This window comes from Pseudomonas sp. CVAP#3 (assembly GCF_018986375.1).
Lineage (GTDB): Bacteria > Pseudomonadota > Gammaproteobacteria > Pseudomonadales > Pseudomonadaceae > Aquipseudomonas > Aquipseudomonas helvetica.
This window is the reverse complement of record NZ_JAHMSC010000022.1, coordinates 68,323-90,148: the sequence shown is the minus strand read 5'-3', so window position 1 is coordinate 90,148 and position 21,826 is coordinate 68,323. Positions and strand designations below refer to the sequence as shown.

The following is a 21,826-nucleotide window of genomic DNA, read 5'->3' as shown; positions in this document are numbered from 1 at the left end:
TCGATGTGTCCGGCTGCGCCGTACGGCGCTGCGCGCCCACCCCCTGATGAACACCTCCACTCGGCCTCCCGATGGGGCGGGTGGATCAAGATCAACAGCAAAGCACGGCGGCCTGACAGCCGGCCTGAGTGGTAAGAGCACGTACGGCTTAGATCTCGTTCCCACGCGCAGCAAAGGAATGCCGCCAGGGACGCTCCGCGTTCCGCTTCACGAGTGGACACTGAATGTGGGGAATGACTGTAGGAGCAAGGCTTGCCCACGATGACGGTGTGTCAGACATGGCAGAAATCTCCGACAAGTCTTTCAGGTTGCCCCTCGGAAGCACGGCCTCTAGCCTTTGAACGTCGCTGCCAATTCAGCGACCGGGACTGCAAGCCCGCCGATAATTTGTTAGGCGCTACAGGCGCCGCATCTACAACTGATGTCGGTCGCTCCAATATTTCTCAGGAGCTCCACAATGATCAACGACAATTCCGTCCCCCCAGAACACGACGACGTCTCCCCCTACGAATCCCTCGATTCAAAAAAGCTCCATGACGCCGCCCACCGCGCCCTCGATCACTACCTGAAACCCACCCTCGCCAAACTGCGCTTCAGCGACTTGCGCTCAGACCGCTTGTTCAGCGTTTCACCCGACGTGGGCCTCGAAAGCCTGTTGGCCAATGCCTCGGAAGACCTGGCGTCGGTCAAGGTCATGGCCGCTGATTTGGCATTCGAAATCGAGGGTTCTCGACGCAGTGTGGCGCTGGCGATTTGCCGGATGGTCGATGGCGCTTTGTTGCTGGTGGACAAGGCGCTGGATGACTACAACCCGTCGGAGTCGGACCAGTTTTACGTCAAGGAATAGCGGCGCAGCAGGTCATTCATGCGGCGTAAAACAAAAAAAACGCTGAACCGGAAACGGTCAGCGGTTTTTTGTATTGAGAGAGCATAAGGCCTTACCGCTGGTCCGATTTCCATGGCTACCTGTTAGTTCTGACAGTTGTTGACGGTGGGTGGATCAGGTGTGATCAACATTCATAACCGCACTTTCGAAAGGACGCACCGCCATGACTACAGAGCATGAAGTAAAGAATACATTTCAGATTCTTGATTCCAACGGTCATCCGATTTCGGAGCGCGACCTGATAGAGAAAGGACCAGTGACGTTCAAGGGGACGACGAAATCAGGAATGGAGGTTAAGGTGCTTGTTAATGGACAGCCGAGATACAGCGTTACTGAGCCACACTCCGAGAAGTGGGGGCCATCAGCGTTAATTTTTAATAAGTCGGGAGGGCAGGAGATCGAGATCAAATTCGAGCACCAAACGGAGACTAAAAATTGGTTTTTTATTGTAATGGGCGATGAGCAAAAAGCTGACTCATGTTCTGCCAGCTAACAAATACAAAAACCGCTGAGTCAGTAACGATCAGCGGTTTTTTATTCGGGAAAAGTCAGGCTCTGCCGTTGGTCTGAAACGCGTGCCTACCTGTCAACTATGACAGTAGTCACAGGTGGATGGCTCGGGTTTGATAACCCTTCAATCCGAGTCATCCACAAGGAGCATCATCATGACTTCAGCAGTGAAAGTGGCACCCGTCATCACCGAGGTTACCGATTCGAAAGGAAATCCAATCCCGAATAAAGACGCCACGGAAGACACCACGGTATCAGTGCAAGGCCAGTCCTTGCCCGGCAAGAAAGTGAAGGTGTATGACAACAATATTCTGCATCTCACACTCTCTGCGGACAACACTGGCCGTTGGGTTGCCCAACTCACCAAATTGCAGGTGGGGGCGCATGCCATCAAGGCTGAAAGCGATAACCAAGAGTCTGCTATCTGGTCTTTTTCTGTGAATCCGCCTAAGTAAGACGAAACGAAAAAAACCGCTGAACCAGAAACAGTCAGCGGTTTTGAATCGCATCGAAAGGCTCGCAGCCTACGGCAGCTATTGCATTAACCACACTCCCCCTAATGTAGGAGCTGCTGCAGGCTGCGATCTTTTAAGGTGTTAAACCTTCGCACTCACCTCACTCCGATTCACCAACCCCTCCAGCGCCTCACTCAAACTCAACGCCTTGTCACCAATCAACAGGTGCCACACGCCACCGTCCAGTGCGCTGACACCCTGGCAACCCAAATCTTTCAGCTGACACTCCGACAGCGCTTTCCCATCCGCCAGTTGCAGGCGAATCCGGGTCATGGCCACGCAGTCGAGTTGCAGCACGTTGTCGCTACCGCCCACGGCGTTCAGCCATTTCTGTGCTTCCGGTGTCGCCACGGGCGCCGCTGTTGGTGCTTCTTCGGCAACCACAACAGCAGTTACCACGGCTGTACTGGCAGACGGCATGGCCTGGCGAATTTCATCGGCGATGCTGTCCGCCAACGGCCCGACCACTATCTGCAAGCTGCCGCCCTTGCCGGGGCGGACCACGGCCATGGCGCCGAGGGCTTTTAATTCGCTGTCGGAGGCCTTGTTGCGGTCGACCATTTCCAGGCGCAAGCGCGTGGTGCAGGCGCCGATGGTGATTAGATTCTCTGCACCGCCCAAGGCGTGAATGTACGCCCCGGCCCGCTGGTTCTCGTTCAGCACCGCCTTTTCACCGACAACGACACCTTCGCGTCCCGGCGTCTTCAGGTTGAAGCGACGGATGCAGAAGTCGAACACCACGTAGTAGATCACCGCGTACGCCAGGCCCACCGGGAATACCAGCCAGCCGTTGGTGGACTTGCCCCAGCCCAGTGCCATGTCGATGGCGCCGCCGGAGAAGGTGAAGCCCAAATGGATGTTCAGCGCGTTGGTGATGGCCATCGCCATGCCGGTCAGCAGCGCGTGCAATAGATACAGCAGCGGTGCGAGGAACATGAAAGCGAATTCGATCGGCTCGGTGACGCCCGTCAGGAACGAGGTCAGGGCCATCGACAGGAAGATCCCGCCCATGACTTTGCGGCGCTCCGGCAGGGCGTTGCGGTACATCGCCAGGCAGGCGGCGGGCAGGCCGAAGATCATCATCGGGAACATCCCCGTCATGAACTGGCCGCCCTTCGGGTCGCCGGCAAAATAGCGTGCCAGGTCGCCGGTGACGATGGCGCCGGTGGTCGGGTCGGTGAAGCTGCCGAAGATGAACCACGCCATGTTGTTGAGGATGTGGTGCAGGCCGGTGATGATCAGCAAGCGGTTGAACACGCCGAAGACGAACGCGCCGATACTGCCGCTTTCCAGCAATAGCGCGCCGAAGCTGTTGATGCCGTGCTGGATCGGTGGCCAGATCAAACCGAAGATCACGCCCAGGCCGACGGCGCTGAACCCGGTGACAATCGGCACGAAGCGCCGGCCGCCGAAGAACGCCAGGTATTCCGGTAGCTTGATGTCCTTGAAGCGGTTGTACAGCGCACCGGCCATCAAGCCGCTGATGATCCCGGCGAGCATGCCCATGTTGATGCTCGTATCCAGCACCTTGAGCGTCGAGACCATCACCAGGTAACCAATCGCCCCGGCCAGCCCGGCGGTGCCGTTGTTGTCCCGGGCGAACCCGACCGCGATGCCGATGGCGAAGATCAGCGCCAGGTTGGCGAAGATCACTTGCCCGGCGTCGTGGATGATCGCGATGTTCAGCAAGTCGGTGTCGCCCAGACGCAGCAACAGGCCGGCAATCGGCAGGATCGCGATGGGCAGCATCAGCGCCCGTCCGAGGCGCTGCAAGCCTTCGATGAAGAGTTGGTACATGGCGTATCTCCCTGGGTTCTTGTTGTTCTAGGCTCTGTACGAAAACTGCCTGCGTGTCGATCATGCTGCGTTAAAAACAGGCTCGGACGAGCGGAGTGAGAACGTCCGAAGGACGGCCCGAAGGGGCCGCGTAGCGGATAATGCTCATTTACAACCCGTAAACTCCGCTTCCTCGCCTGTTTTTGCCTTGCCCGATCGCCACTCGGCGAGTTTTCGTACAGACCCTGGTCGCTGTTGTTCAGCTCAGAGGCCAATGTTGATGACAGGCGTGGCGTACGGCAGTGGCGCTGCTCAGGTTGAGCAGGGTGGCGCTGAAGCGTCGGCAGTCGGCGGCGTCCAGTTGGCGGACGCGCTCTTTGATTTCACCGACTTGTGGCGGGCTGACGGACAGCTCGCTGATACCCAGGCCAATCAGCACCGGGGTCGCCAGTGGATCGGAGGCCAGTGCACCGCAAACGCCGACCCAACGCTGATGCTTGGCGGCACCGATGCAGGTCTGGGCGATCAGCCGCAGCAGCGCCGGGTGCAGGGCATCGACCCGTGCGGCGAGACCGGCGTGGTCGCGGTCCATCGCCAGGGTGTATTGAGACAGGTCGTTGGTGCCGATGGACAGGAAGTCCGCGTATTCCGCCAATTGCTCGGCGAGCAGCGCCGCGGCCGGGACTTCGATCATCACCCCCAGTTCAGGACGCTGCGTGAGCGCCAGCTCGGCGCACAAGGCATCGAGGCGTTGGCGGATGTACAGCAATTCGTCGACCTCGGTGACCATCGGCAGCAAAATCCGGCAGCGCTGCAACGGGCTGACTTGCAGCAGCGCACGCAATTGTTGGTCGAGCAGTTCCGGGCGTACCTGGGCCATGCGGATGCCGCGCAGGCCGAGCACCGGGTTGGCTTCGGCCGGCAGTGGCAGGTAGTCGAGTTGCTTGTCGCCGCCGACATCAATGGTGCGGATGATCACTGACTTGTCGCCCGTGGCATCCAGCACCGCTTGATAGGCCTGGCGTTGTTCCTGTTCATTCGGCGCAGTCTGGCGATCGACGAACAGAAACTCGGTGCGCAGCAGGCCAACGCCATCGGCGCCGCCTTTCAACGCATCAGCCGCCTCATTGCTGGAGGCCACGTTGGCCGCGACTTCGATCCGCAGGCCATCGCGGGTGTGTGCCGGGTTGTGGGCTTGCGCTTGTTGGCGTTCGCGGCGTTGCAGATGTTCACGCTGGGCCTGGGCGACTTGCTCCAGGCGTAGGCTGTCGGGCGTCAGCTCCAGGCGTCCACCATCGGCGTCCAGCACCACCGACTGGCCTTGCGGTAGATGGAGCAGTGAGGAGCTGAGGGCAACCAGGCACGGCAGGCCTTTGCCACGGGCAAGAATCGCCACATGGGAGGTCGCGCCACCTTCGGCCATGCAGAGTCCGGCGACGCCTTGCTGGCTCAGTTGCAGCAAGTCGGAAGGGGTCAGTTCATGCGCGGCGACGATAGCGCCGGCCGGCACGTCGTAGTGCCAATCCTGACCGAGCAAGGCGCGCAGCACCCGTTGCTTGAGGTCGCGCAGATCATTGGCACGTTCGGCCAGCAGCGGGTTGCCGAGCTGTTGCAACACCTCGCACTGCACCTCGATTGACTGGCTCCAGGCGTGGGTGGCGGCGCTGCCCTGATCGATCGACTGGATGGCCGCTTCAAGCAGCGCCGGGTCTTCGAGCAGCGCCAGGTGGGCGGCGAAAATCTGTTCCTCTTCGGTGTGTTTGTGCTTTTTGGCGTGGGACAGCGTTTCGCGGATTTCGCTGCGAACCCGTTCCAGCGCGCGGTCGAGGGCCTGCAGTTGTTCTTCGGCGTTATGCTTGCCGGTGTCTTCCGGCAGAGGGATGGCCGCCAGTTGGAACAGCGGGCCGCCGACCAGGCCCGGCGCTGCACAGACACCATTGAGCACGCCGGCTTCGGCGGTGCGGGTACGCTGGGCAATCGGTGTCGGTGCGGCCGCGTGGCTGTCGTCGTTGACCGCCGTGGACAAGGCGTTCAACAAGGCTTGCAGCGCCGCCTTGGCGTCCGCGCCCTTGCAACTGACTTGAACCTCGTCCTGCTCGCCAATCCCCAGACCCATCAGCCCGATCAGGCTGTCGCACGACGCAGATTTACCGGCGAAATGCAGCTGTGATTTGCTGTTGAACAGGTGCGCGGTCTGGCGGATCAGCGCCGCGGGTCGTGCATGCAGACCGCCGCGATGGATGATGCGAATGTGCCCGTGAACCTCGGCACCTGAGCTGTCCGCCTCGACCTGTGCGCTGTGGGTGGTTCTTGGCACGATGTGCAGCATCGGCTCGCCGACCTTGACCGACTTGAGGGTGATCGGCAGCACCTGGAAGTCTTCGCTGTTGGTCAGGATCAACAGGCTGACCAGGCTTTTGCAGCCTTGCGCGACCTGGTCCAGATCAAAGCGCAGCAGTGCCTGGCCATTGCTGACGCGGGTGCCTTCCTTGACCAGCATCGAGAACCCTTCGCCTTGCAGTTCGACGGTGTCCAGGCCCAGGTGCAGCAGCAGTTCGGCGCCATTGTCGGCGCGCAGGGTCACGGCATGGCCGGTGCGGGCAACATGCACCACCACCCCGGCACACGGTGCGTGCAGGGTGTTGTTCAGCGGGTCGATGGCGATCCCGTCGCCCATGGCGCCGCTGGCGAACACCGGGTCCGGAACCTTGGCGAGCGTGAGCACCGGGCCGCTGAGCGGGGCGCTGAGGGTCAGGTCTTTATTGTTGTTATGCATGGCTCGGTACTCGAATCGGGCGTGTTAATGGGTCCGGGTCACTTTGCTCAAGTGACGGGGCTGGTCCGGGTCCATGCCACGGGCGACCGCGAGGCCGGCCGCCATGACGTAGAAACTCTGGATGGCGAGAATCGGGTCCAGCGCCGGGTGCTCGGCGCGGCTCAGCGTCAGGTCGCGTTCGCTGACGTCATCCGGGGCGGCCAGCAACACGCGGGCACCGCGCTGACGCATCTCGGCGGCGAGGCTCAGCAAGCCAGCCTGTTCGGCGCCACGAGGGGCAAACACCAGCAGGGGGTAGTTGTCGTCGATCAGTGCCATTGGCCCGTGTTTGACTTCGGCGCTGCTGAAAGCTTCGGCCTGGATCGCCGAGGTTTCCTTGAGTTTCAGTGCCGCTTCCTGAGCAATCGCGAACCCGGCACCACGGCCGATGACCATCAAGCGTTGGCAGTCACGCAGTACGTCGACGGCCAGGCTCCAGTCCCGCGTTGCGGCGTCGCGCAATCCTTCTGGCAGCGCGAGGCCGGCTTGCAGCAACTCGGCATCCTGTTTCCAGTGGGCGATCAGCCGCGCGCTGGCGCTGAGGGTGGCGATGAAACTTTTGGTCGCGGCGACGCTGCTTTCGGTACCGGCGCACAGCGGCAGGCTGAATTCACAGGCGGCCTCCAGTGGTGAGTTCTCGGCATTGACCATCGAAATGCTCAGGGCGCCACGTTTGCGCAGCAGACGCAGGCTGTTGACCAGATCCGGACTTTGCCCGGACTGCGAGAACGCGAATACCGCCTGACCGCTGACCTTCAGCGGCGCTTGCTGCATGGTCACCACCGACATCGGCAGCGATGCCACCGGAATACCCACGTGCTGCATGGTCAGGTAGGCGAAGTAGCTGGCTGCGTGATCGGAACTGCCACGGGCGACCGTCATCGCCACTTGCGGCGGCTGACGGTTCAAGCGTCCGGCGATCTCGATCATCTGTGGATCCAGTTGCTGCAACTGAGCGTCGACCGCCTTGTATGAGGACAGCGCCTCTTCAAGCATTTTTGAAGTCAATGTCTTCTCCTTCGACCATTACGGCGGTCAGTGTGAGTGAGCGATCCAGACGCACGCAGTCAGCCCAGGCGCCGGGTTGCAGACGGCCACGCTCCTGGATGCCGAGATAATCGGCGGGGAATTGCGACAGGCGTTGCGAGGCGTCGCACAGTGGCAGGCCGATCTTCACCAGGTTGCGCAGCGCCTGATCCATGGTCAGGGTGCTGCCGGCCAATGTGCCGTCGGGCAGGCGCACGCCGCCCAGGCATTTGGTCACGGTGTGGCTGCCGAGCTTGTATTCGCCGTCCGGCATGCCGGCGGCGGCGGTGGAATCGGTGACGCAATACAGGCAAGGGATCGAGCGCAGGGCCACGCGGATCGCGCCGGGATGCACGTGCAGCAGGTCGGGAATCAGCTCGGCGTACTTGGCGTGGGCCAGTGCCGCGCCGACGATTCCCGGTTCGCGGTGATGCAGCGGGCTCATGGCGTTATAAAGGTGGGTGAAACTGCTGGCGCCGGCCTCCAGCGCCGCGACACCTTCTTCGTAGCTGCCCAGGGTGTGGCCGATCTGCATGCGAATGCCACGGTCACTGAGGGCGCGAATCAGTTTGTCGTGACCGGCGATTTCCGGGGCAATGGTGATCACCCGGATCGGCGCCAGCGCCAGGTAGGCTTCGACTTCGGCCATCAGCGCGGTGTGGGCAAAGTTAGGTTGCGCCCCGAGTTTGCCGGGGTTGATGTACGGGCCTTCAAGGTGCACGCCGAGTACTCGGGCGCAGCCTTTCGGGCGCTGTTCGCAGAACTCGCCGACCTCGGCCAGCACCCGGGAAATTTCTTCCGGTGGCGCGGTCATGGTGGTGGCCAGCAGCGAGGTGGTGCCGAAGCACACGTGGGTTTTGGTGATGGTGTCGAAGGCCGGCGTGCCTTCCATGATGTCCTTGCCGCCACCGCCGTGGACGTGCAGGTCAATGAAACCCGGCAGCAGGTAAGGCAGGTCGTTGTCTGCCGGGTCGCATAGCTGACCTTCAATGCGCACGATCTTGCCGTGTTCATGGATCAAGCGGCCGCGGATCCAGCCTTGGGCGGTGAGGATGTTGTCTTCGGACATCAGTGGTTCTCCGGCGTCGTGACACAGGGCTCAGCGACGCAGCTCTGCGACAAAGTCGTAGTAGTCGTTGCGGCAATAGGTGTCGGTGACTTCGATCGGGGTGTTGTCTTCGAGGTAACCGACCCGGGTCATCAGCAGCATGGCGGTGCCGGGGGCGATGCCGACCAGCGCGGCGAATTCGTCCGAGGCGTTGATCGCCTGAATGTGTTGCAGGGCGCGCACCACCGGTTTGCCGATGCCATCGAGGTATTCGTAAAGCGAATCCCCGACCGCTTGTGGCTGGGCAATGATCGACGCCGGCAGGGTGCTCATCTCGATGGCCATCACGGTGTCGTCGGCTTTACGCAAACGCTTGAGGCGCGCGACTTTGTCGTAGGGCGAGAGCGCGAGGCGGATCAGTTCTTCGTGGGTCGGCTGGGTGATTTCGCGCTCCAGCCATTGCGAACTCGGCACGAAACCTTTGAGGCGGAGCATTTCGCTGAACCCGGACAGTCGTGACAGCGGTTGTTCGAGGCGCGGAGTGATGAAGGTGCCGGAGCCTTGGCTGCGACGAATCAGGCCTTGTTCGAACAGTACTTCCAGTGCCTTGCGGGCGGTCACGCGGGAGATGTTCAGCATTTCGCTGAGGTTGCGTTCCGACGGCAATGCCTGTTCGGCTTTCCACTGGCCGGCATGGATCGCCGCTTCCAGGTTTCGCGCCAGTTGCAGGTACAACGGCGTTGGCTGGGTGTCGTCAGGGCGCAAGGCCAGGATGTGGTTCATGGGTGTAGGTCCGATGGGGAGAGTGGAGTGTTGTTGCCCCGGTCATGGCGCAAAACTAATACCACTTAAATACCATGTCAACGCCAGTGGTCCACTCGGGGCGAGCGAATAAGCGCTGTGCTGGAGGGCGCGGCGGTATTGGGTTTTAAGTGGTATTAGGGGAGGGGGATGGAGTGGTAGAAATCGTAGTCTGCGACGGTGCCCGTGATGTGAAGTGGTATTCAAGCGAGGGGGCTGGTGACGGCGACAATTTTTTTAATTTATTTTCAATCTTTCAGGCACAACCGCCCTTGTGGCGAGGGAGCTTGCTCCCGCTGGAGCGCGAAGCGGTCCTGATGTCGGTTGTCGAGATTTATCAGGTAGAACCGGTTTGCAGGGTTTGGGGCCGCTTCGCAGCCCAGCGGGAGCAAGCTCCCTCGCCACAGGTGTTGGGATGTTTGAGGGTTACGGGCGGATTTCGATCATCGTGCCGTCTTTGACCAGGCCCCAGACTTCGCGCATGTCGACGTTGCGCATGCCGATGCAGCCGTCGGTCCAGTCCAGGGTGTGGAACAGCTCTTCAGGGTTTTCTTCAGTGTCCGGGGTGCCATGGATCATGATCATGCCACCGGGCTGCACACCTTCGCGGCGCGAGCGGACGGAATCGCTGATGTTCGGGTAGGAAATGTGCATGGCCAGGTTGAAGCGGTCGCTGACCTTGCGCCAGTCCAGCCAATACAAGCCTTCAGGCGTGCGTCGATCACCCTCCATCAGCTTTGGACCCTTGGGGTTTTTGCCCAGCGAGATGCGATAGGTCCGCAGTGGCTTGCCATCATTGATCAGCTGCAACTGATGGGCAGATTTGAGCACCAACACTTTTTCGATGATTTTGCCGTCCAGGGTCTCCGTGGTGGCAGCGTGGGAAACCATGACAAACGACAGGCAGAAAACGGCAAGCAACCAGCGCATTAAAACGATATCCCTGAGAGTACGGCGTACTTTTATAGTTTAAGTGATCGCAGGCTGAGCAAGCGGAGGAATTGATTCGGAGCGCACAGGAAAATGTTCTACCCGGCGGTCAGCGAAGAAGCATTCTAGGGTACGGCCGACTGTGCGGAAAGCCAGCTCCGACCACGGGATGTCGGCTTCATCGAAAAGCCTCACTTCCAGGCTTTCTTCGCCCGCGGCAAAGTCCAGGTCCACCAGTTCAGCGCGAAAGAATACGTGTACCTGGCTGATGTGCGGCACATCGATCAGCGTATAGATGTTCAGGTTGCGCACCCGTGCACACGCTTCTTCGGCGGTTTCGCGAATGGCCGCCTGTTCGATGGTTTCACCGTTTTCCATGAAGCCGGCCGGCAAGGTCCAATAACCGCGGCGCGGCTCGATGGCGCGCCGGCATAGCAGTACCTGAGTGCCCCAGGTTGGCAGGCAGCCGGCGACAATATTCGGGTTCTGATAATGAATGGTCTGGCACTGGTCGCAGACGTACCGCAGGCGCGAGTCGCCTTCAGGAATGCGTTGGGTGACCGGGTTACCGCACTGGCTGCAGAATTTCATGCTGGGCTTCCGAAAATGCTGCACCTATCTTGGCGTGCGGTGGTGTCTGTCGGCAAGTTGTCGTTTAGCGACATGCCATGGTTCGGGGGGTTGGGCGGTCGATGTGTTTGGTGCATGATGCAAGGTAGCTAACAAATCGAGAGCACTCATGCTGGACGAGCTACTGCATCGGGTAAGCAACCACACGCCGCGCACGCTGGAAACCGACCTGCGTTTTCCGGAGGCCGCGGTCCTGGTGCCTATCACCCGCAGTGATGAACCGGAGCTGGTTCTGACCCTGCGTGCCAGCGGGCTCTCGACCCACGGCGGTGAAGTGGCCTTCCCCGGCGGGCGACGCGATCCGGAAGACCCGGACCTGATTTTCACCGCATTGCGCGAAGCCGAAGAAGAAATCGGCCTGCCACCCGGTCTGGTGGAAGTCATCGGCCCGTTGAGCCCGTTGATCTCCCTGCATGGGATCAAGGTCACGCCTTATGTCGGGGTGATTCCGGACTTCGTCGAGTATCGGGCCAACGATGCTGAAATTGCCGCAGTGTTCAGCGTACCGCTGGAGTTCTTCCGCAAGGACCCGCGTGAACACACGCACCGCATCGATTATCAGGGCCGCAGCTGGTATGTGCCGAGCTACCGTTTCGGCGAATACAAAATCTGGGGCCTGACCGCGATCATGATCGTCGAGCTGATCAACCTGCTCTATGACGCGCAGATCAGCCTGCATCAACCGCCGAATAGCTTTATCAATACTTGAAACCATCGCGCGTATGGCGTGAACCCTGCTTTTTGCAAGTGAGCCTGCCTGGCCTTGAGGACAATCAAATGAAATACCGCCTGGGCGACGCCCGCGTCGAAACCCACCCGCAGAGCTGGGTCGCACCTAACGCCGTGCTGGTGGGCAAGGTCAAACTGGAGGAGGGCGCCAACGTCTGGTTCAACGCAGTGTTGCGCGGCGACAACGAGCTGATCCTGATCGGCAAGAACAGTAATGTGCAGGACGGCACGGTGATGCACACCGACATGGGCTACCCGCTGACCATCGGCACCGGCGTGACCATCGGTCATAACGCCATGTTGCACGGCTGCACGGTGGGCGATTACAGCCTGATCGGCATCAACGCGGTGATTCTCAACGGCGCGAAAATCGGCAAGAACTGCATCATCGGCGCCAATTCACTGATCGGCGAAGGCAAGGAAATCCCTGACGGTTCGCTGGTCATGGGCTCGCCGGGCAAAGTGGTGCGTGAACTGACCGAACAGCAGAAGAAAATGCTCGAAGCCAGCGCCGCCCACTATGTGCATAACTCGCAGCGCTATGCCCGCGATCTGGTTGAGCAGGAACAATGAACGCCAGCGAAAAACCCGTACGCTCACCGTGCGTGAACATTTGCGCGCTGGATGAGGACGATATCTGCACCGGCTGCCAACGCACGGTGGAGGAGATTACCCGCTGGAGCCGCATGGATAACGACGAACGCCGCAAGGTGCTGGGGTTGTGTCATGAGCGGGCGAAGTCGAGTGGGGTGCTTTGGATGATTGGGGCAAAACCGGGTAATTGATGCGCGCCCTTCGCGGGCAAGCCTTGCTCCTACAATTTTGTGTCGATCACGATGATGTGATCGACGTTTATCCGTAGGAGCAAGGCTTGCCCGCGATGACGTCATCACAGACGCCATCCCCTCCTTGGCCCAACCCCATCCCCTAAAGTACCCTGTGCACAAAATTGACAGGTCTCCCCGCGCCCCATGTTCTTCCTGATTGCTTACATCAGCAGCGTCGTGCTGATCAACTACGCCTTTTCCACTGCCCCGCACCTGGACATCATCTGGTCGGCCTGGGGTGGCCTGGTGTTCGTGCTGCGCGACATGGTGCAAACCCGTTACGGTCACGGCGCGTTAGCCGCGATGCTGGCGGCGCTGGCGTTGTCCTACATCACCTCCGATCCCTCCATCGCCCTGGCCAGCGCCATTGCCTTCGCTGTTTCGGAGTGCATTGACTGGCTGGTATTCAGCATTACCAAGCGTCCGCTGCACGACCGTCTGTGGATAAGTTCGGCGCTGAGCATTCCGCTGGATACCTTCATCTTCTTCGGCATGATCGATGCCCTGACGCCGGGCGTGATCCTCACCGCCCTGGGCTCGAAATTCGCCGGTGTAACCATCGTCTGGCTGGCCATGGCCTGGCGTTTACGCAAGAACGCGCTGGCAAGCTGAGCCAAACCTTCAGGTTCATGTAAAATGCCGCGCTTTCTCCCTGAGGGAAGTGCGCCTGGCGTAGCGACCCTCGATGATCCGCTCCTTTGAGGACCTGAGATGACCCGTATCGGAACTCCATTGTCGCCAACCGCGACCCGCGTTTTGCTGTGTGGCTGTGGTGAGTTGGGCAAGGAAGTGGTGATCGAGCTGCAACGCCTGGGCGTTGAAGTGATTGCCGTGGATCGTTACGCCAACGCACCGGCGATGCAGGTGGCGCATCGCAGCCACGTGATCAACATGCTCGACGGCGCGGCCCTGCGTGCCGTGATCGAAGCCGAGAAACCGCACTTCATCGTGCCGGAAATCGAAGCCATCGCCACCGCCACGCTGGTCGAACTGGAAGCCGAAGGCTTCACCGTGATCCCGACCGCTCGCGCCGCGCAATTGACCATGAACCGTGAAGGTATTCGTCGCCTGGCTGCTGAAGAGCTGGACCTGCCGACCTCGCCGTACCACTTCGCCGATACCTTCGAAGACTACCGCAAGGCAGTCGACGACTTGGGTTTCCCGTGTGTGGTCAAGCCAGTCATGAGCTCCTCGGGCAAAGGTCAGAGCCTGCTGCGCAGCGTCGATGACGTGCAGAAAGCCTGGGATTACGCGCAGGAAGGCGGTCGTGCCGGTAAAGGTCGGGTGATCATCGAAGGTTTCATCGACTTCGACTACGAAATCACCTTGCTCACCGTTCGTCACATCGGCGGCACCACGTTCTGTGCGCCAGTCGGCCATCGTCAGGAGAAGGGCGACTATCAGGAATCCTGGCAGCCGCAAGCCATGAGCCCGATTGCGCTGGCAGAGTCCGAGCGCGTGGCCAAAGCCGTGACTGAAGCCCTGGGTGGCCGTGGTCTGTTTGGCGTTGAGTTGTTCATCAAGGGTGATCAGGTGTGGTTCAGCGAAGTTTCTCCGCGCCCGCACGACACCGGTCTGGTGACCCTGATTTCTCAGGACCTGTCGCAGTTCGCCTTGCATGCACGGGCGATTCTCGGCCTGCCGATCCCGTTGATCCGTCAGTTCGGCCCATCGGCGTCGGCAGTGATTCTGGTGGAAGGGCAGTCGACCCAGACCGCTTTCGCCAACCTGGGTGCTGCACTGGCCGAGCCGGATACGGCGCTGCGCCTGTTTGGCAAGCCGGAAGTCAACGGTCAGCGCCGCATGGGCGTTGCCTTGGCCCGTGACGAGTCGATCGAGGCCGCTCGCGCCAAAGCGACCCGTGCCTCTCAGGCCGTTGTCGTAGAGCTGTAAAGCTCGATGATCGTTCCCACGCTCTGCGTGGGAATGCAGCCAGTGACGCTCTGCGTCACAAAAGCGGACGCAGAGCGTCCGTTGAGGCATTCCCACGCAGAGCGTGGGAACGATCTGGCTAGACCTGATTCAGGTCGTTATGCCGCGTCTCTTTCAGGCACAGCACCGCGATCAAGCTGATCACCGCTGCTGCTGACACATACCCGCCAACCCAACTCAAGCCGCCCATCGCCACCAGTTTCTGCGCGAAGAATGGTGCAGCCGAAGCACCAACAATGCCGCCCAGGTTGTAAGCCGCCGACGCGCCGGTATAACGCACGCGGGTGGGGAACAGCTCTGGCAGCAGCGCGCCCATCGGGGCGAACGTCACGCCCATCAGAAACAGCTCGATGCACAGGAACAGCGCCACGCCCCAGGTCGTGCCGTGGGTCAGCAGCGGTTCCATGGTGAAGCCCGAGAGAATCGCCAGTAAGCCGCCAATGATCAGCACCGGTTTGCGCCCGAAACGGTCGCTGGCCCAGGCCGACAGTGGTGTGGCTGCAGCCATGAACAGCACGGCGAAGCACAGCAGGCCGAGAAAGGTTTCGCGGCTGTAACCCAGGGTCGAAACACCGTAACTCAGGGAAAACACCGTCGAGATGTAAAACAGCGCGTAGCAGACCACCATCGCCGCCGCACCCAACAGCATCGGTGCCCAGTATTGGCTGAACAGCTCGACCAGCGGGATCTTCACCCGTTCCTGACGTGCCATCGCGTTGGCGAAGACCGGCGTTTCGTGCAGTTTCAGGCGCACATACAGGCCGACCATCACCAGCACGGCGCTGAGCAGGAACGGAATCCGCCAGCCCCAGGAGCGAAACTGCTCGTCGTTCAGGGTCATCGCCAGGGTCAGGAACAGCCCGTTCGCCGCGAGAAAACCGATAGAAGGGCCGAGTTGCGGGAACATGCCGAACCAGGCGCGTTTGCCCTTTGGTGCGTTTTCGGTGGCGAGCAATGCTGCACCGCCCCATTCACCGCCCAGTCCAAGGCCTTGGCCGAAGCGCAACACGCAAAGCAGGATCGGTGCCCAGGCGCCAATGCTTTCGTAACCCGGCAGCACGCCGATCAGCGTGGTGCACACGCCCATCAGCAACAAGGATGCGACCAGGGTGGATTTGCGCCCGATACGGTCGCCGAAGTGGCCGAACAGCGCCGAGCCCAAGGGGCGGGCCAGGAACGCGATACCGAAGGTCAGGAAGGCCGAAAGCATCTGGGCGGTGCCAGAGGTCTGCGGAAAGAACACCGGGCCGATCACCAGTGCGGCGGCGGTGGCGTAGACGTAGAAGTCGTAGAACTCGATGGCGGTGCCAATGAAACTGGCCGTTGCGACCCGCGTGGTGGAGTTCGTCGGTTGGGCAGGCACAGCGTCGCTGTAAGTGGTGCTGGTAGTCATGCGGTAATCCCTGACAGTCATGTGCTCCTGTGGAGCGAATTATTATGGTCGAACACCCAGGGATGTGGGTTTACAGCGGTTTTGCCATCGAGCGCAGGCTTGTGGCCTCGCCAGCGGCTACGTGCCAGATCAACACCCGGCTGACGCGGTTGTCTTCGGTTTCGAGGATTTCCAGGCGATAACGCCCGATTTTCAAACACACCGCGCTGTCGGGAATGGTTTCCAGCGCTTCGGTGACCAGCCCGTTGAGGGTTTTCGGGCCGTCGCTCGGCAGGTGCCAGCCAAGGCTCTTGTTCAGCTCACGAATCGAGGCCGCGCCCTCGATCACCAACCGGCCGTCGGCCTGCGGGTGAATGTGCGGGTTGTCGAGGCTGTGCTGGCTTTCGAATTCGCCGACGATTTCTTCGAGAATGTCTTCCAGGGTAACGATGCCTTCTACTTCACCGTATTCGTCGACCACCATGCCCAAGCGGCGCTGCTGCTTGTGAAAGTTCAGCAATTGCAGTTGCAGCGGGGTGCTTTCCGGGACGAAGTAAGGTTCGTGGCACGCCGCCAGCAAGGCGTCTTTGGTCAGGCTGGCGTCGGGCAGCAAATGGCGGATCTGCCGGGTATTGAGCACCGCTTCGACCTGGTTGATATCACTGTGGAACACCGGCAGGCGCGTGCGTTTGTTAGCGCGCAGTTGTTCGATGATTTCCTCGATCGAGTCGTCCAGATTGATCCCGTCGACTTCGCTGCGCGGCACCAGAATGTCGTTGACGGTGATGTTATCCAGCGCATGAATGCCCGACAGCGCGTGTGGGCGGCAGGCCGGGTGTTCGTGGTCGGTGCCGTCGTTCTGCGGGGCTGGTGGTTCGTCTTCGCTTTGCTGGACGACCTTGACCTTGCGTGCGAACGGCTTGAGCAGCAATTGGCTGATGCCGCCGAGCAGCCAGGCGGCCGGGTAAATTATTTTCAGCGGCACGCCGAGCAGGGTGTTGCCCAGCGCCAGAATGGTGTCCGGATAACGGCTGGCGAGGGTGCGTGGCAGGTAATCGGCAAATACCAGTAGCGCAGCAGTGGCGCTGAGGCAGGCGAGCCATGGGCCTTTTTCAGCCCAGCCGAAAATCGCCAGCAGCGTGCTGATGACTACCACCAGTGCGCGGCACAGGGTATTGCAGAAGATCAGGCTGTTGAGCGGAAAGTTGAGTTTCGCCACCGGCTTGTCGCCAGAGCGCGAGGCGGTCCGCTGGGTCAATAGATGTTGCTGTGCAGCTTCGATGGCGGTGAACAGCCCTGACCACAAGATCAGCAGGGCTAGCACGGCGAGCAGCGGCCCTATGGGCAGGTTATCCATAACGAGCGCCCGTCAGATGTGCAGGATGAATTCGCGGACCAGCTTGCTGCCGAAATAGGCCAGCATCAGCAGGCAGAAACCGGCGAGGGTCCAGCGAATGGCCTTGTGGCCGCGCCAGCCAAGACGATTGCGGCCCCACAGCAACACGCTGAACACTATCCAGGCCAGGCATGCCAGCAGGGTTTTGTGCACCAGATGCTGGGCGAACAGGTTTTCGACGAACAGCCAGCCGGAGATCAGCGACAGCGACAGCAGGGTCCAGCCGGCCCAGAGGAAACCGAACAGCAGGCTCTCCATGGTTTGCAGCGGTGGGAAGTTCTTGATCAGTCCGGACGGGTGCTTGTGCTTGAGCTGGTGGTCCTGGACCAACAGCAGCAAGGCCTGGAACACCGCGATGGTGAACATGCCGTAGGCGAGGATCGACAGCAGGATATGCGCAAGAATCCCCGGTTCTTCGTCGATCACCTGCACCGTGCCCGAAGGCGCGAACTGCGCCAGCAGCACCGTGGTCATCCCCAGCGGGAACAACAACACCAGCAGGTTTTCCACCGGGATCCGTGAGCAGGCCAGCAGCGTCAGCGCGATAACGGCCGCGGCGATCAGGCTGGCGGCACTGAAAAAGTCCAGGCCCAGGCCAGTCGGCGTCATCAGGTGGGTGAGGAGGCTCGCGCTGTGGGCCAGCACGGCAAGGATGCCGAGCGAGACCAGCAGGCGTTTGTTCGCCTTGGCGCCTTGGGCCAGACGAGTGCCTTGATAGAGAGTCGCAGCGGCGTATAAGCAGGCGGCGGCGAGGGTGCTGAGCAAACTGGGTGACAAAGGGAGCATAAATCCTGTTAGGCAAGCCCGAAAGAGGCTGAGTTTGGCATACAACCGACATGACACGAAAGACCACTCAACCAGACGGCGGGTGTGCGCCAGACGCAGTCTTCGCTATAATCCGCGACCTGCCCACGCCGCAGGCTCGCCGAGCACATGTTTTTCACGGTCTGGGCCGCCATTACCTCGGTCTCCATAGGGCCTGAAAGGATCGCGCATGTTTGAAAACTTAACCGACCGTCTCTCGCAGACGCTGCGCCATGTCACCGGCAAGGCCAAGCTGACCGAGGACAATATCAAAGACACCCTGCGCGAAGTGCGTATGGCGTTGCTCGAAGCCGACGTTGCCTTGCCGGTGGTCAAAGACTTCGTCAACTCGGTCAAGGAGCGCGCTGTCGGCACCGAGGTGTCGCGCAGCCTGACACCGGGCCAGGCCTTCGTGAAGATCGTCCAGGCCGAACTCGAAAGCCTGATGGGCGCGGCCAACGAAGATTTGAACCTGAGCGCCGTGCCGCCTGCCGTCATTTTGATGGCCGGTCTGCAAGGTGCCGGTAAAACCACCACCGCTGGCAAACTGGCGCGCTTCCTTAAAGAGCGCAAGAAGAAGTCGGTCATGGTGGTGTCGGCGGACGTTTACCGCCCGGCCGCGATCAAGCAGCTGGAAACCCTGGCCAACGACATCGGCGTGACGTTCTTCCCGTCCGACCTGAGCCAGAAGCCGGTCGACATCGCTGAAGCGGCTATTAAAGAAGCACGACTGAAATTCATCGACGTGGTTATCGTCGATACCGCTGGCCGTCTGCACATCGACGAAGAGATGATGGGCGAGATCAAGGCCCTGCACGCGGCGATCAAACCGGTCGAAACGCTGTTCGTGGTCGACGCCATGACTGGCCAGGACGCCGCCATCACGGCCAAGGCCTTTGGCGACGCGTTGCCGCTGACCGGTGTGATCCTGACCAAGGTCGACGGTGATGCCCGTGGCGGTGCCGCGCTGTCGGTGCGTGCGATCACTGGCAAGCCGATCAAGTTCATCGGTATGGGCGAGAAGACCGAAGCCCTCGAACCGTTCCACCCGGAGCGTATTGCGTCGCGTATCCTCGGCATGGGCGACGTGCTCAGCCTGATCGAGCAGGCCGAAGCAACCCTCGACAAAGACAAGGCCGACAAACTGGCCAAAAAGCTGAAGAAGGGCAAAGGCTTCGACCTCGAAGACTTCCGCGATCAGCTGCAACAGATGAAGAACATGGGCGGCCTCGGCGGGCTCATGGACAAACTGCCAAACATCGGCGGGGTGAATCTGGCGCAAATGGGCAATGCCCAGGGTGCGGCAGAGAAGCAATTCAAGCAGATGGAAGCCATCATCAACTCCATGACCCCGGCCGAGCGCCGCGACCCTGAGCTGATCAGCGGTTCGCGCAAGCGTCGGATCGCCATGGGTTCCGGCACCCAGGTGCAGGACATCGGGCGCTTGATCAAGCAGCACAAGCAGATGCAGAAGATGATGAAGAAGTTCTCCGCCAAAGGCGGAATGGCCAAAATGATGCGCGGCATGGGCGGTATGTTGCCCGGCGGCGGCATGCCGAAAATGTAAAAGATTCGCGTCGGCAGTCATGTCGGCGCGGCCCCACACGGACGTGGGACCCACAGCAAGCCCGCATTGGCGGGAGCTGACTCGCCGTTGTTCGCAACGGCTCTATAGCAAATCTGGATGGCACACTGACAGGTGCCGGAAAAAGACATTTGCAAAAGTCCGGATATTCCTTAGAATATGCGGCCTTTCGGGCACCTATGCCCGCTGTGCATTTAGATTTGCAGCACCGACTACAGGAACTATGTTCACATGCTAACAATCCGTCTTGCCCTTGGCGGCTCCAAAAAGCGCCCGTTTTACCACTTGACCGTGACCGACAGCCGCAACCCACGCGACGGTTCGCACAAAGAACAAGTTGGTTTCTTCAACCCGATCGCTCGTGGTCAAGAAGTCCGCCTGTCCGTGAACCAAGAGCGCGTAGCCTACTGGCTGAGCGTTGGTGCACAACCTTCTGAGCGTGTTGCTCAGTTGCTGAAGGACGCTTCTAAGGCTGCGGCCTGAGCGATATGAACGCGACGCCAGCAATCGCTGATGATTTGATCGTTATCGGCAAGATTTATTCTATTCATGGCGTTCGCGGCGAAGTGAAGGTCTTTTCCTTTACTGATCCGATTGGAAACCTGTTGGACTACAAAACCTGGACGCTCAAGCGCGAAGGCGATGTACGGCAGGTAGAGCTGGTCAGCGGCCGCGTACAAGGCGGCAAGTTTCTGGTCACAAAGCTCAAAGGTCTCGATGACCGCGAAGAAGCTCGTCTTCTGGCCGGTTTTGAAATCTGCGTGCCGCGTAACCTGTTTCCTGATCTGACCGACGGCGAGTACTACTGGTACCAGCTGGAAGGTCTGAAGGTCATCGACCACCTCGGGCAATTGCTCGGGAAGATCGATCACCTGCTGGAGACTGGCTCGAACGATGTCATGGTGGTCAAGCCTTGCGCTGGCAGCCTGGATGATCGCGAACGCCTGTTGCCCTATACGGAGCAATGCGTGTTGGCCGTCGACCTCGCAGCGGGCGAGATGAAGGTGGATTGGGACGCGGACTTCTAAGCGTGGCTAGCTTGCGCGTCGAAGTGATCAGTTTGTTTCCCGAGATGTTTTCCGCCATCAGCGACTACGGCATCACCAGTCGTGCGGTGAAACAGGGGCTCTTGCAGCTGACCTGTTGGAATCCGCGAGACTACACAACGGATCGACATCACACTGTGGATGATCGCCCATTTGGCGGTGGTCCGGGCATGGTGATGAAGATCAAGCCCCTGGAAGATGCTCTGGTTCAGGCCAAGGCAGCAGCCGGGGAGGCGGCGAAGGTAATTTACCTGTCGCCCCAAGGCCGTCAACTGACTCAGTCGGCGGTACGCGAGTTGGCGAATGAGGAAGCATTAATCCTGATTGCCGGCCGCTATGAAGGCATTGACGAGCGTTTTATTGACGCTCATGTCGATGAAGAGTGGTCGATTGGCGACTATGTACTGTCTGGCGGCGAGCTGCCGGCGATGGTCCTGATCGATGCGGTTACACGACTGCTGCCTGGAGCTTTAGGGCATGCGGACTCCGCCGAGGAAGATTCCTTTACGGATGGTTTGCTGGATTGCCCGCACTACACCCGACCTGAGGTGTATGCGGATCAGCGTGTTCCCGACGTGTTGCTGAGTGGCAATCACGCGCATATCCGGCGTTGGCGTTTACAGCAGTCCCTTGGTAGGACCTTTGAACGACGCGCCGATCTTCTGGAAAGCCGCTCGCTTTCTGGAGAAGAGAAGAAGCTGCTCGAGGAATACATCCGCGAGCGGGACGATAGTTAACAACGTATCGATGGTAGATCCGACGATTTACCTTAGGAGCACAGCATGACTAACAAAATCATCCTTGCACTCGAAGCAGAGCAGATGACCAAAGAGATCCCTACCTTTGCCCCGGGCGACACCATTGTCGTTCAGGTGAAAGTGAAGGAAGGCGACCGTTCGCGTCTGCAAGCGTTCGAAGGCGTAGTAATCGCCAAGCGTAACCGTGGTGTGAACAGTGCTTTCACTGTTCGTAAAATCTCCAACGGTGTTGGCGTAGAGCGTACTTTCCAGACCTACAGCCCGCAAATCGACAGCATGGCTGTCAAGCGTCGCGGTGATGTACGTAAAGCCAAGCTGTACTACCTGCGTGACCTGTCGGGTAAAGCAGCTCGCATCAAGGAAAAACTGGTTTAAGTCCAGCTTCCGATGCAGAAAAAAGCAGCCTACGGGCTGCTTTTTTGTTGCCCGTGATTTATTCC

The 21,826-nt window shown here is 60.1% G+C and carries 23 protein-coding genes; 13 read left to right on the top strand and 10 right to left on the bottom strand.

The window, feature by feature from the left end:
- Positions 1-457: 457 nt before the first annotated feature.
- From KRR23_RS26110 to KRR23_RS26100, 3 genes are all read left to right on the top strand, one after another.
- Complete coding sequence (locus KRR23_RS26110) at positions 458-847, top strand: DUF6124 family protein (protein WP_216744794.1); 390 nt, start codon at positions 458-460, stop codon at positions 845-847.
- A 202-nt stretch (positions 848-1,049) separates the two neighbouring features.
- The gene (locus KRR23_RS26105) at positions 1,050-1,379 is read left to right on the top strand and encodes a hypothetical protein (protein ID WP_216744793.1); all 330 of its coding nucleotides are present in this window, start codon (positions 1,050-1,052) and stop codon (positions 1,377-1,379) included.
- 172 nt (positions 1,380-1,551) lie between these two features.
- Positions 1,552-1,851: a hypothetical protein gene (locus KRR23_RS26100; RefSeq protein ID WP_216744792.1), complete on the top strand. Its 300-nt coding sequence runs from the start codon at positions 1,552-1,554 to the stop codon at positions 1,849-1,851.
- A 141-nt stretch (positions 1,852-1,992) separates the two neighbouring features.
- Here KRR23_RS26100 and nagE read toward each other — a convergent pair whose 3' ends face one another.
- From nagE to KRR23_RS26065, 7 genes are all read right to left on the bottom strand, one after another.
- The gene (nagE, locus tag KRR23_RS26095; protein WP_216744791.1) at positions 1,993-3,708 is read right to left on the bottom strand and encodes an N-acetylglucosamine-specific PTS transporter subunit IIBC; all 1,716 of its coding nucleotides are present in this window, start codon (positions 3,706-3,708) and stop codon (positions 1,993-1,995) included.
- 238 nt (positions 3,709-3,946) lie between these two features.
- Positions 3,947-6,463: a phosphoenolpyruvate--protein phosphotransferase gene (gene ptsP / locus KRR23_RS26090; RefSeq protein ID WP_216744790.1), complete on the bottom strand. Its 2,517-nt coding sequence runs from the start codon at positions 6,461-6,463 to the stop codon at positions 3,947-3,949.
- A 24-nt stretch (positions 6,464-6,487) separates the two neighbouring features.
- Entirely contained in the window at positions 6,488-7,510 is a 1,023-nt protein-coding gene (locus tag KRR23_RS26085) for an SIS domain-containing protein (protein ID WP_216744789.1), read from the bottom strand.
- The gene (gene nagA, locus KRR23_RS26080; RefSeq protein WP_216744788.1) at positions 7,491-8,597 is read right to left on the bottom strand and encodes an N-acetylglucosamine-6-phosphate deacetylase; all 1,107 of its coding nucleotides are present in this window, start codon (positions 8,595-8,597) and stop codon (positions 7,491-7,493) included. The genes KRR23_RS26085 and nagA overlap by 20 nt, the downstream gene beginning before the upstream one ends.
- A 30-nt stretch (positions 8,598-8,627) precedes the next feature.
- Positions 8,628-9,359 carry a GntR family transcriptional regulator gene (locus tag KRR23_RS26075; RefSeq protein ID WP_071551701.1) on the bottom strand — a complete coding sequence of 244 codons (732 nt, stop codon included), beginning with the start codon at positions 9,357-9,359 and terminating at the stop codon, positions 8,628-8,630.
- Positions 9,360-9,803: 444 nt separating this feature from the next.
- A complete protein-coding gene (locus tag KRR23_RS26070) occupies positions 9,804-10,307 on the bottom strand; it encodes a murein L,D-transpeptidase family protein (protein WP_123585100.1) in 504 nt (167 codons plus the stop codon).
- Positions 10,308-10,346: 39 nt separating this feature from the next.
- Positions 10,347-10,898 carry an NUDIX hydrolase gene (locus KRR23_RS26065; RefSeq protein WP_216744787.1) on the bottom strand — a complete coding sequence of 184 codons (552 nt, stop codon included), beginning with the start codon at positions 10,896-10,898 and terminating at the stop codon, positions 10,347-10,349.
- A gap of 148 nt (positions 10,899-11,046) precedes the next feature.
- Between KRR23_RS26065 and KRR23_RS26060 the strand changes: the two genes are divergently transcribed.
- The 5 genes from KRR23_RS26060 (at position 11,047) to purT (ending at position 14,386) form a co-directional block, all read left to right on the top strand.
- Positions 11,047-11,646 (top strand): CoA pyrophosphatase, encoded by a 600-nt coding sequence (locus KRR23_RS26060; RefSeq protein WP_216744786.1) that lies wholly within the window; start codon positions 11,047-11,049, stop codon positions 11,644-11,646.
- A gap of 68 nt (positions 11,647-11,714) precedes the next feature.
- Complete coding sequence (locus KRR23_RS26055; protein ID WP_216744785.1) at positions 11,715-12,239, top strand: gamma carbonic anhydrase family protein; 525 nt, start codon at positions 11,715-11,717, stop codon at positions 12,237-12,239.
- Positions 12,236-12,451: a DUF1289 domain-containing protein gene (locus tag KRR23_RS26050; protein ID WP_216744784.1), complete on the top strand. Its 216-nt coding sequence runs from the start codon at positions 12,236-12,238 to the stop codon at positions 12,449-12,451. The genes KRR23_RS26055 and KRR23_RS26050 overlap by 4 nt, the downstream gene beginning before the upstream one ends.
- 186 nt (positions 12,452-12,637) lie before the next feature.
- Positions 12,638-13,105: a preQ0 transporter gene (locus KRR23_RS26045; protein WP_216744783.1), complete on the top strand. Its 468-nt coding sequence runs from the start codon at positions 12,638-12,640 to the stop codon at positions 13,103-13,105.
- Positions 13,106-13,204: 99 nt separating this feature from the next.
- The gene (purT, locus tag KRR23_RS26040; RefSeq protein WP_123585096.1) at positions 13,205-14,386 is read left to right on the top strand and encodes a formate-dependent phosphoribosylglycinamide formyltransferase; all 1,182 of its coding nucleotides are present in this window, start codon (positions 13,205-13,207) and stop codon (positions 14,384-14,386) included.
- 118 nt (positions 14,387-14,504) lie between these two features.
- Here the strand turns inward: purT and KRR23_RS26035 are convergent, their stop codons facing one another.
- From KRR23_RS26035 to ccsA, 3 genes are all read right to left on the bottom strand, one after another.
- Positions 14,505-15,818 (bottom strand): MFS transporter, encoded by a 1,314-nt coding sequence (locus KRR23_RS26035; protein ID WP_216744782.1) that lies wholly within the window; start codon positions 15,816-15,818, stop codon positions 14,505-14,507.
- A 70-nt stretch (positions 15,819-15,888) separates the two neighbouring features.
- Positions 15,889-17,154: a transporter associated domain-containing protein gene (locus KRR23_RS26030; RefSeq protein WP_216744781.1), complete on the bottom strand. Its 1,266-nt coding sequence runs from the start codon at positions 17,152-17,154 to the stop codon at positions 15,889-15,891.
- Positions 17,155-17,166: 12 nt separating this feature from the next.
- Positions 17,167-17,979, bottom strand: coding sequence for an inner membrane protein YpjD (gene ccsA / locus KRR23_RS26025; protein WP_216744780.1), 813 nt, complete (start codon positions 17,977-17,979; stop codon positions 17,167-17,169).
- 208 nt (positions 17,980-18,187) lie between these two features.
- Here ccsA and ffh point away from each other — a divergent pair, with 208 nt between their 5' ends.
- The 5 genes from ffh to rplS all read left to right on the top strand — a co-directional run bounded on the left by ffh (position 18,188) and on the right by rplS (position 21,761).
- On the top strand, positions 18,188-19,564 hold the full coding sequence (gene ffh / locus KRR23_RS26020) for a signal recognition particle protein (RefSeq protein WP_019692014.1): 1,377 nt from the start codon (positions 18,188-18,190) through the stop codon (positions 19,562-19,564).
- A gap of 249 nt (positions 19,565-19,813) precedes the next feature.
- Complete coding sequence (gene rpsP / locus KRR23_RS26015) at positions 19,814-20,065, top strand: 30S ribosomal protein S16 (RefSeq protein WP_003209587.1); 252 nt, start codon at positions 19,814-19,816, stop codon at positions 20,063-20,065.
- Between the two features lie 5 nt (positions 20,066-20,070).
- Positions 20,071-20,610, top strand: a complete 540-nt coding sequence (gene rimM, locus KRR23_RS26010) for a ribosome maturation factor RimM (RefSeq protein ID WP_054593851.1) — start codon at positions 20,071-20,073, stop codon at positions 20,608-20,610.
- Positions 20,611-20,612: 2 nt separating this feature from the next.
- A complete protein-coding gene (gene trmD / locus KRR23_RS26005; RefSeq protein WP_216744779.1) occupies positions 20,613-21,365 on the top strand; it encodes a tRNA (guanosine(37)-N1)-methyltransferase TrmD in 753 nt (250 codons plus the stop codon).
- Positions 21,366-21,410: 45 nt separating this feature from the next.
- Positions 21,411-21,761, top strand: coding sequence for a 50S ribosomal protein L19 (gene rplS / locus KRR23_RS26000; protein ID WP_054593850.1), 351 nt, complete (start codon positions 21,411-21,413; stop codon positions 21,759-21,761).
- Positions 21,762-21,826 lie beyond the last annotated feature (65 nt).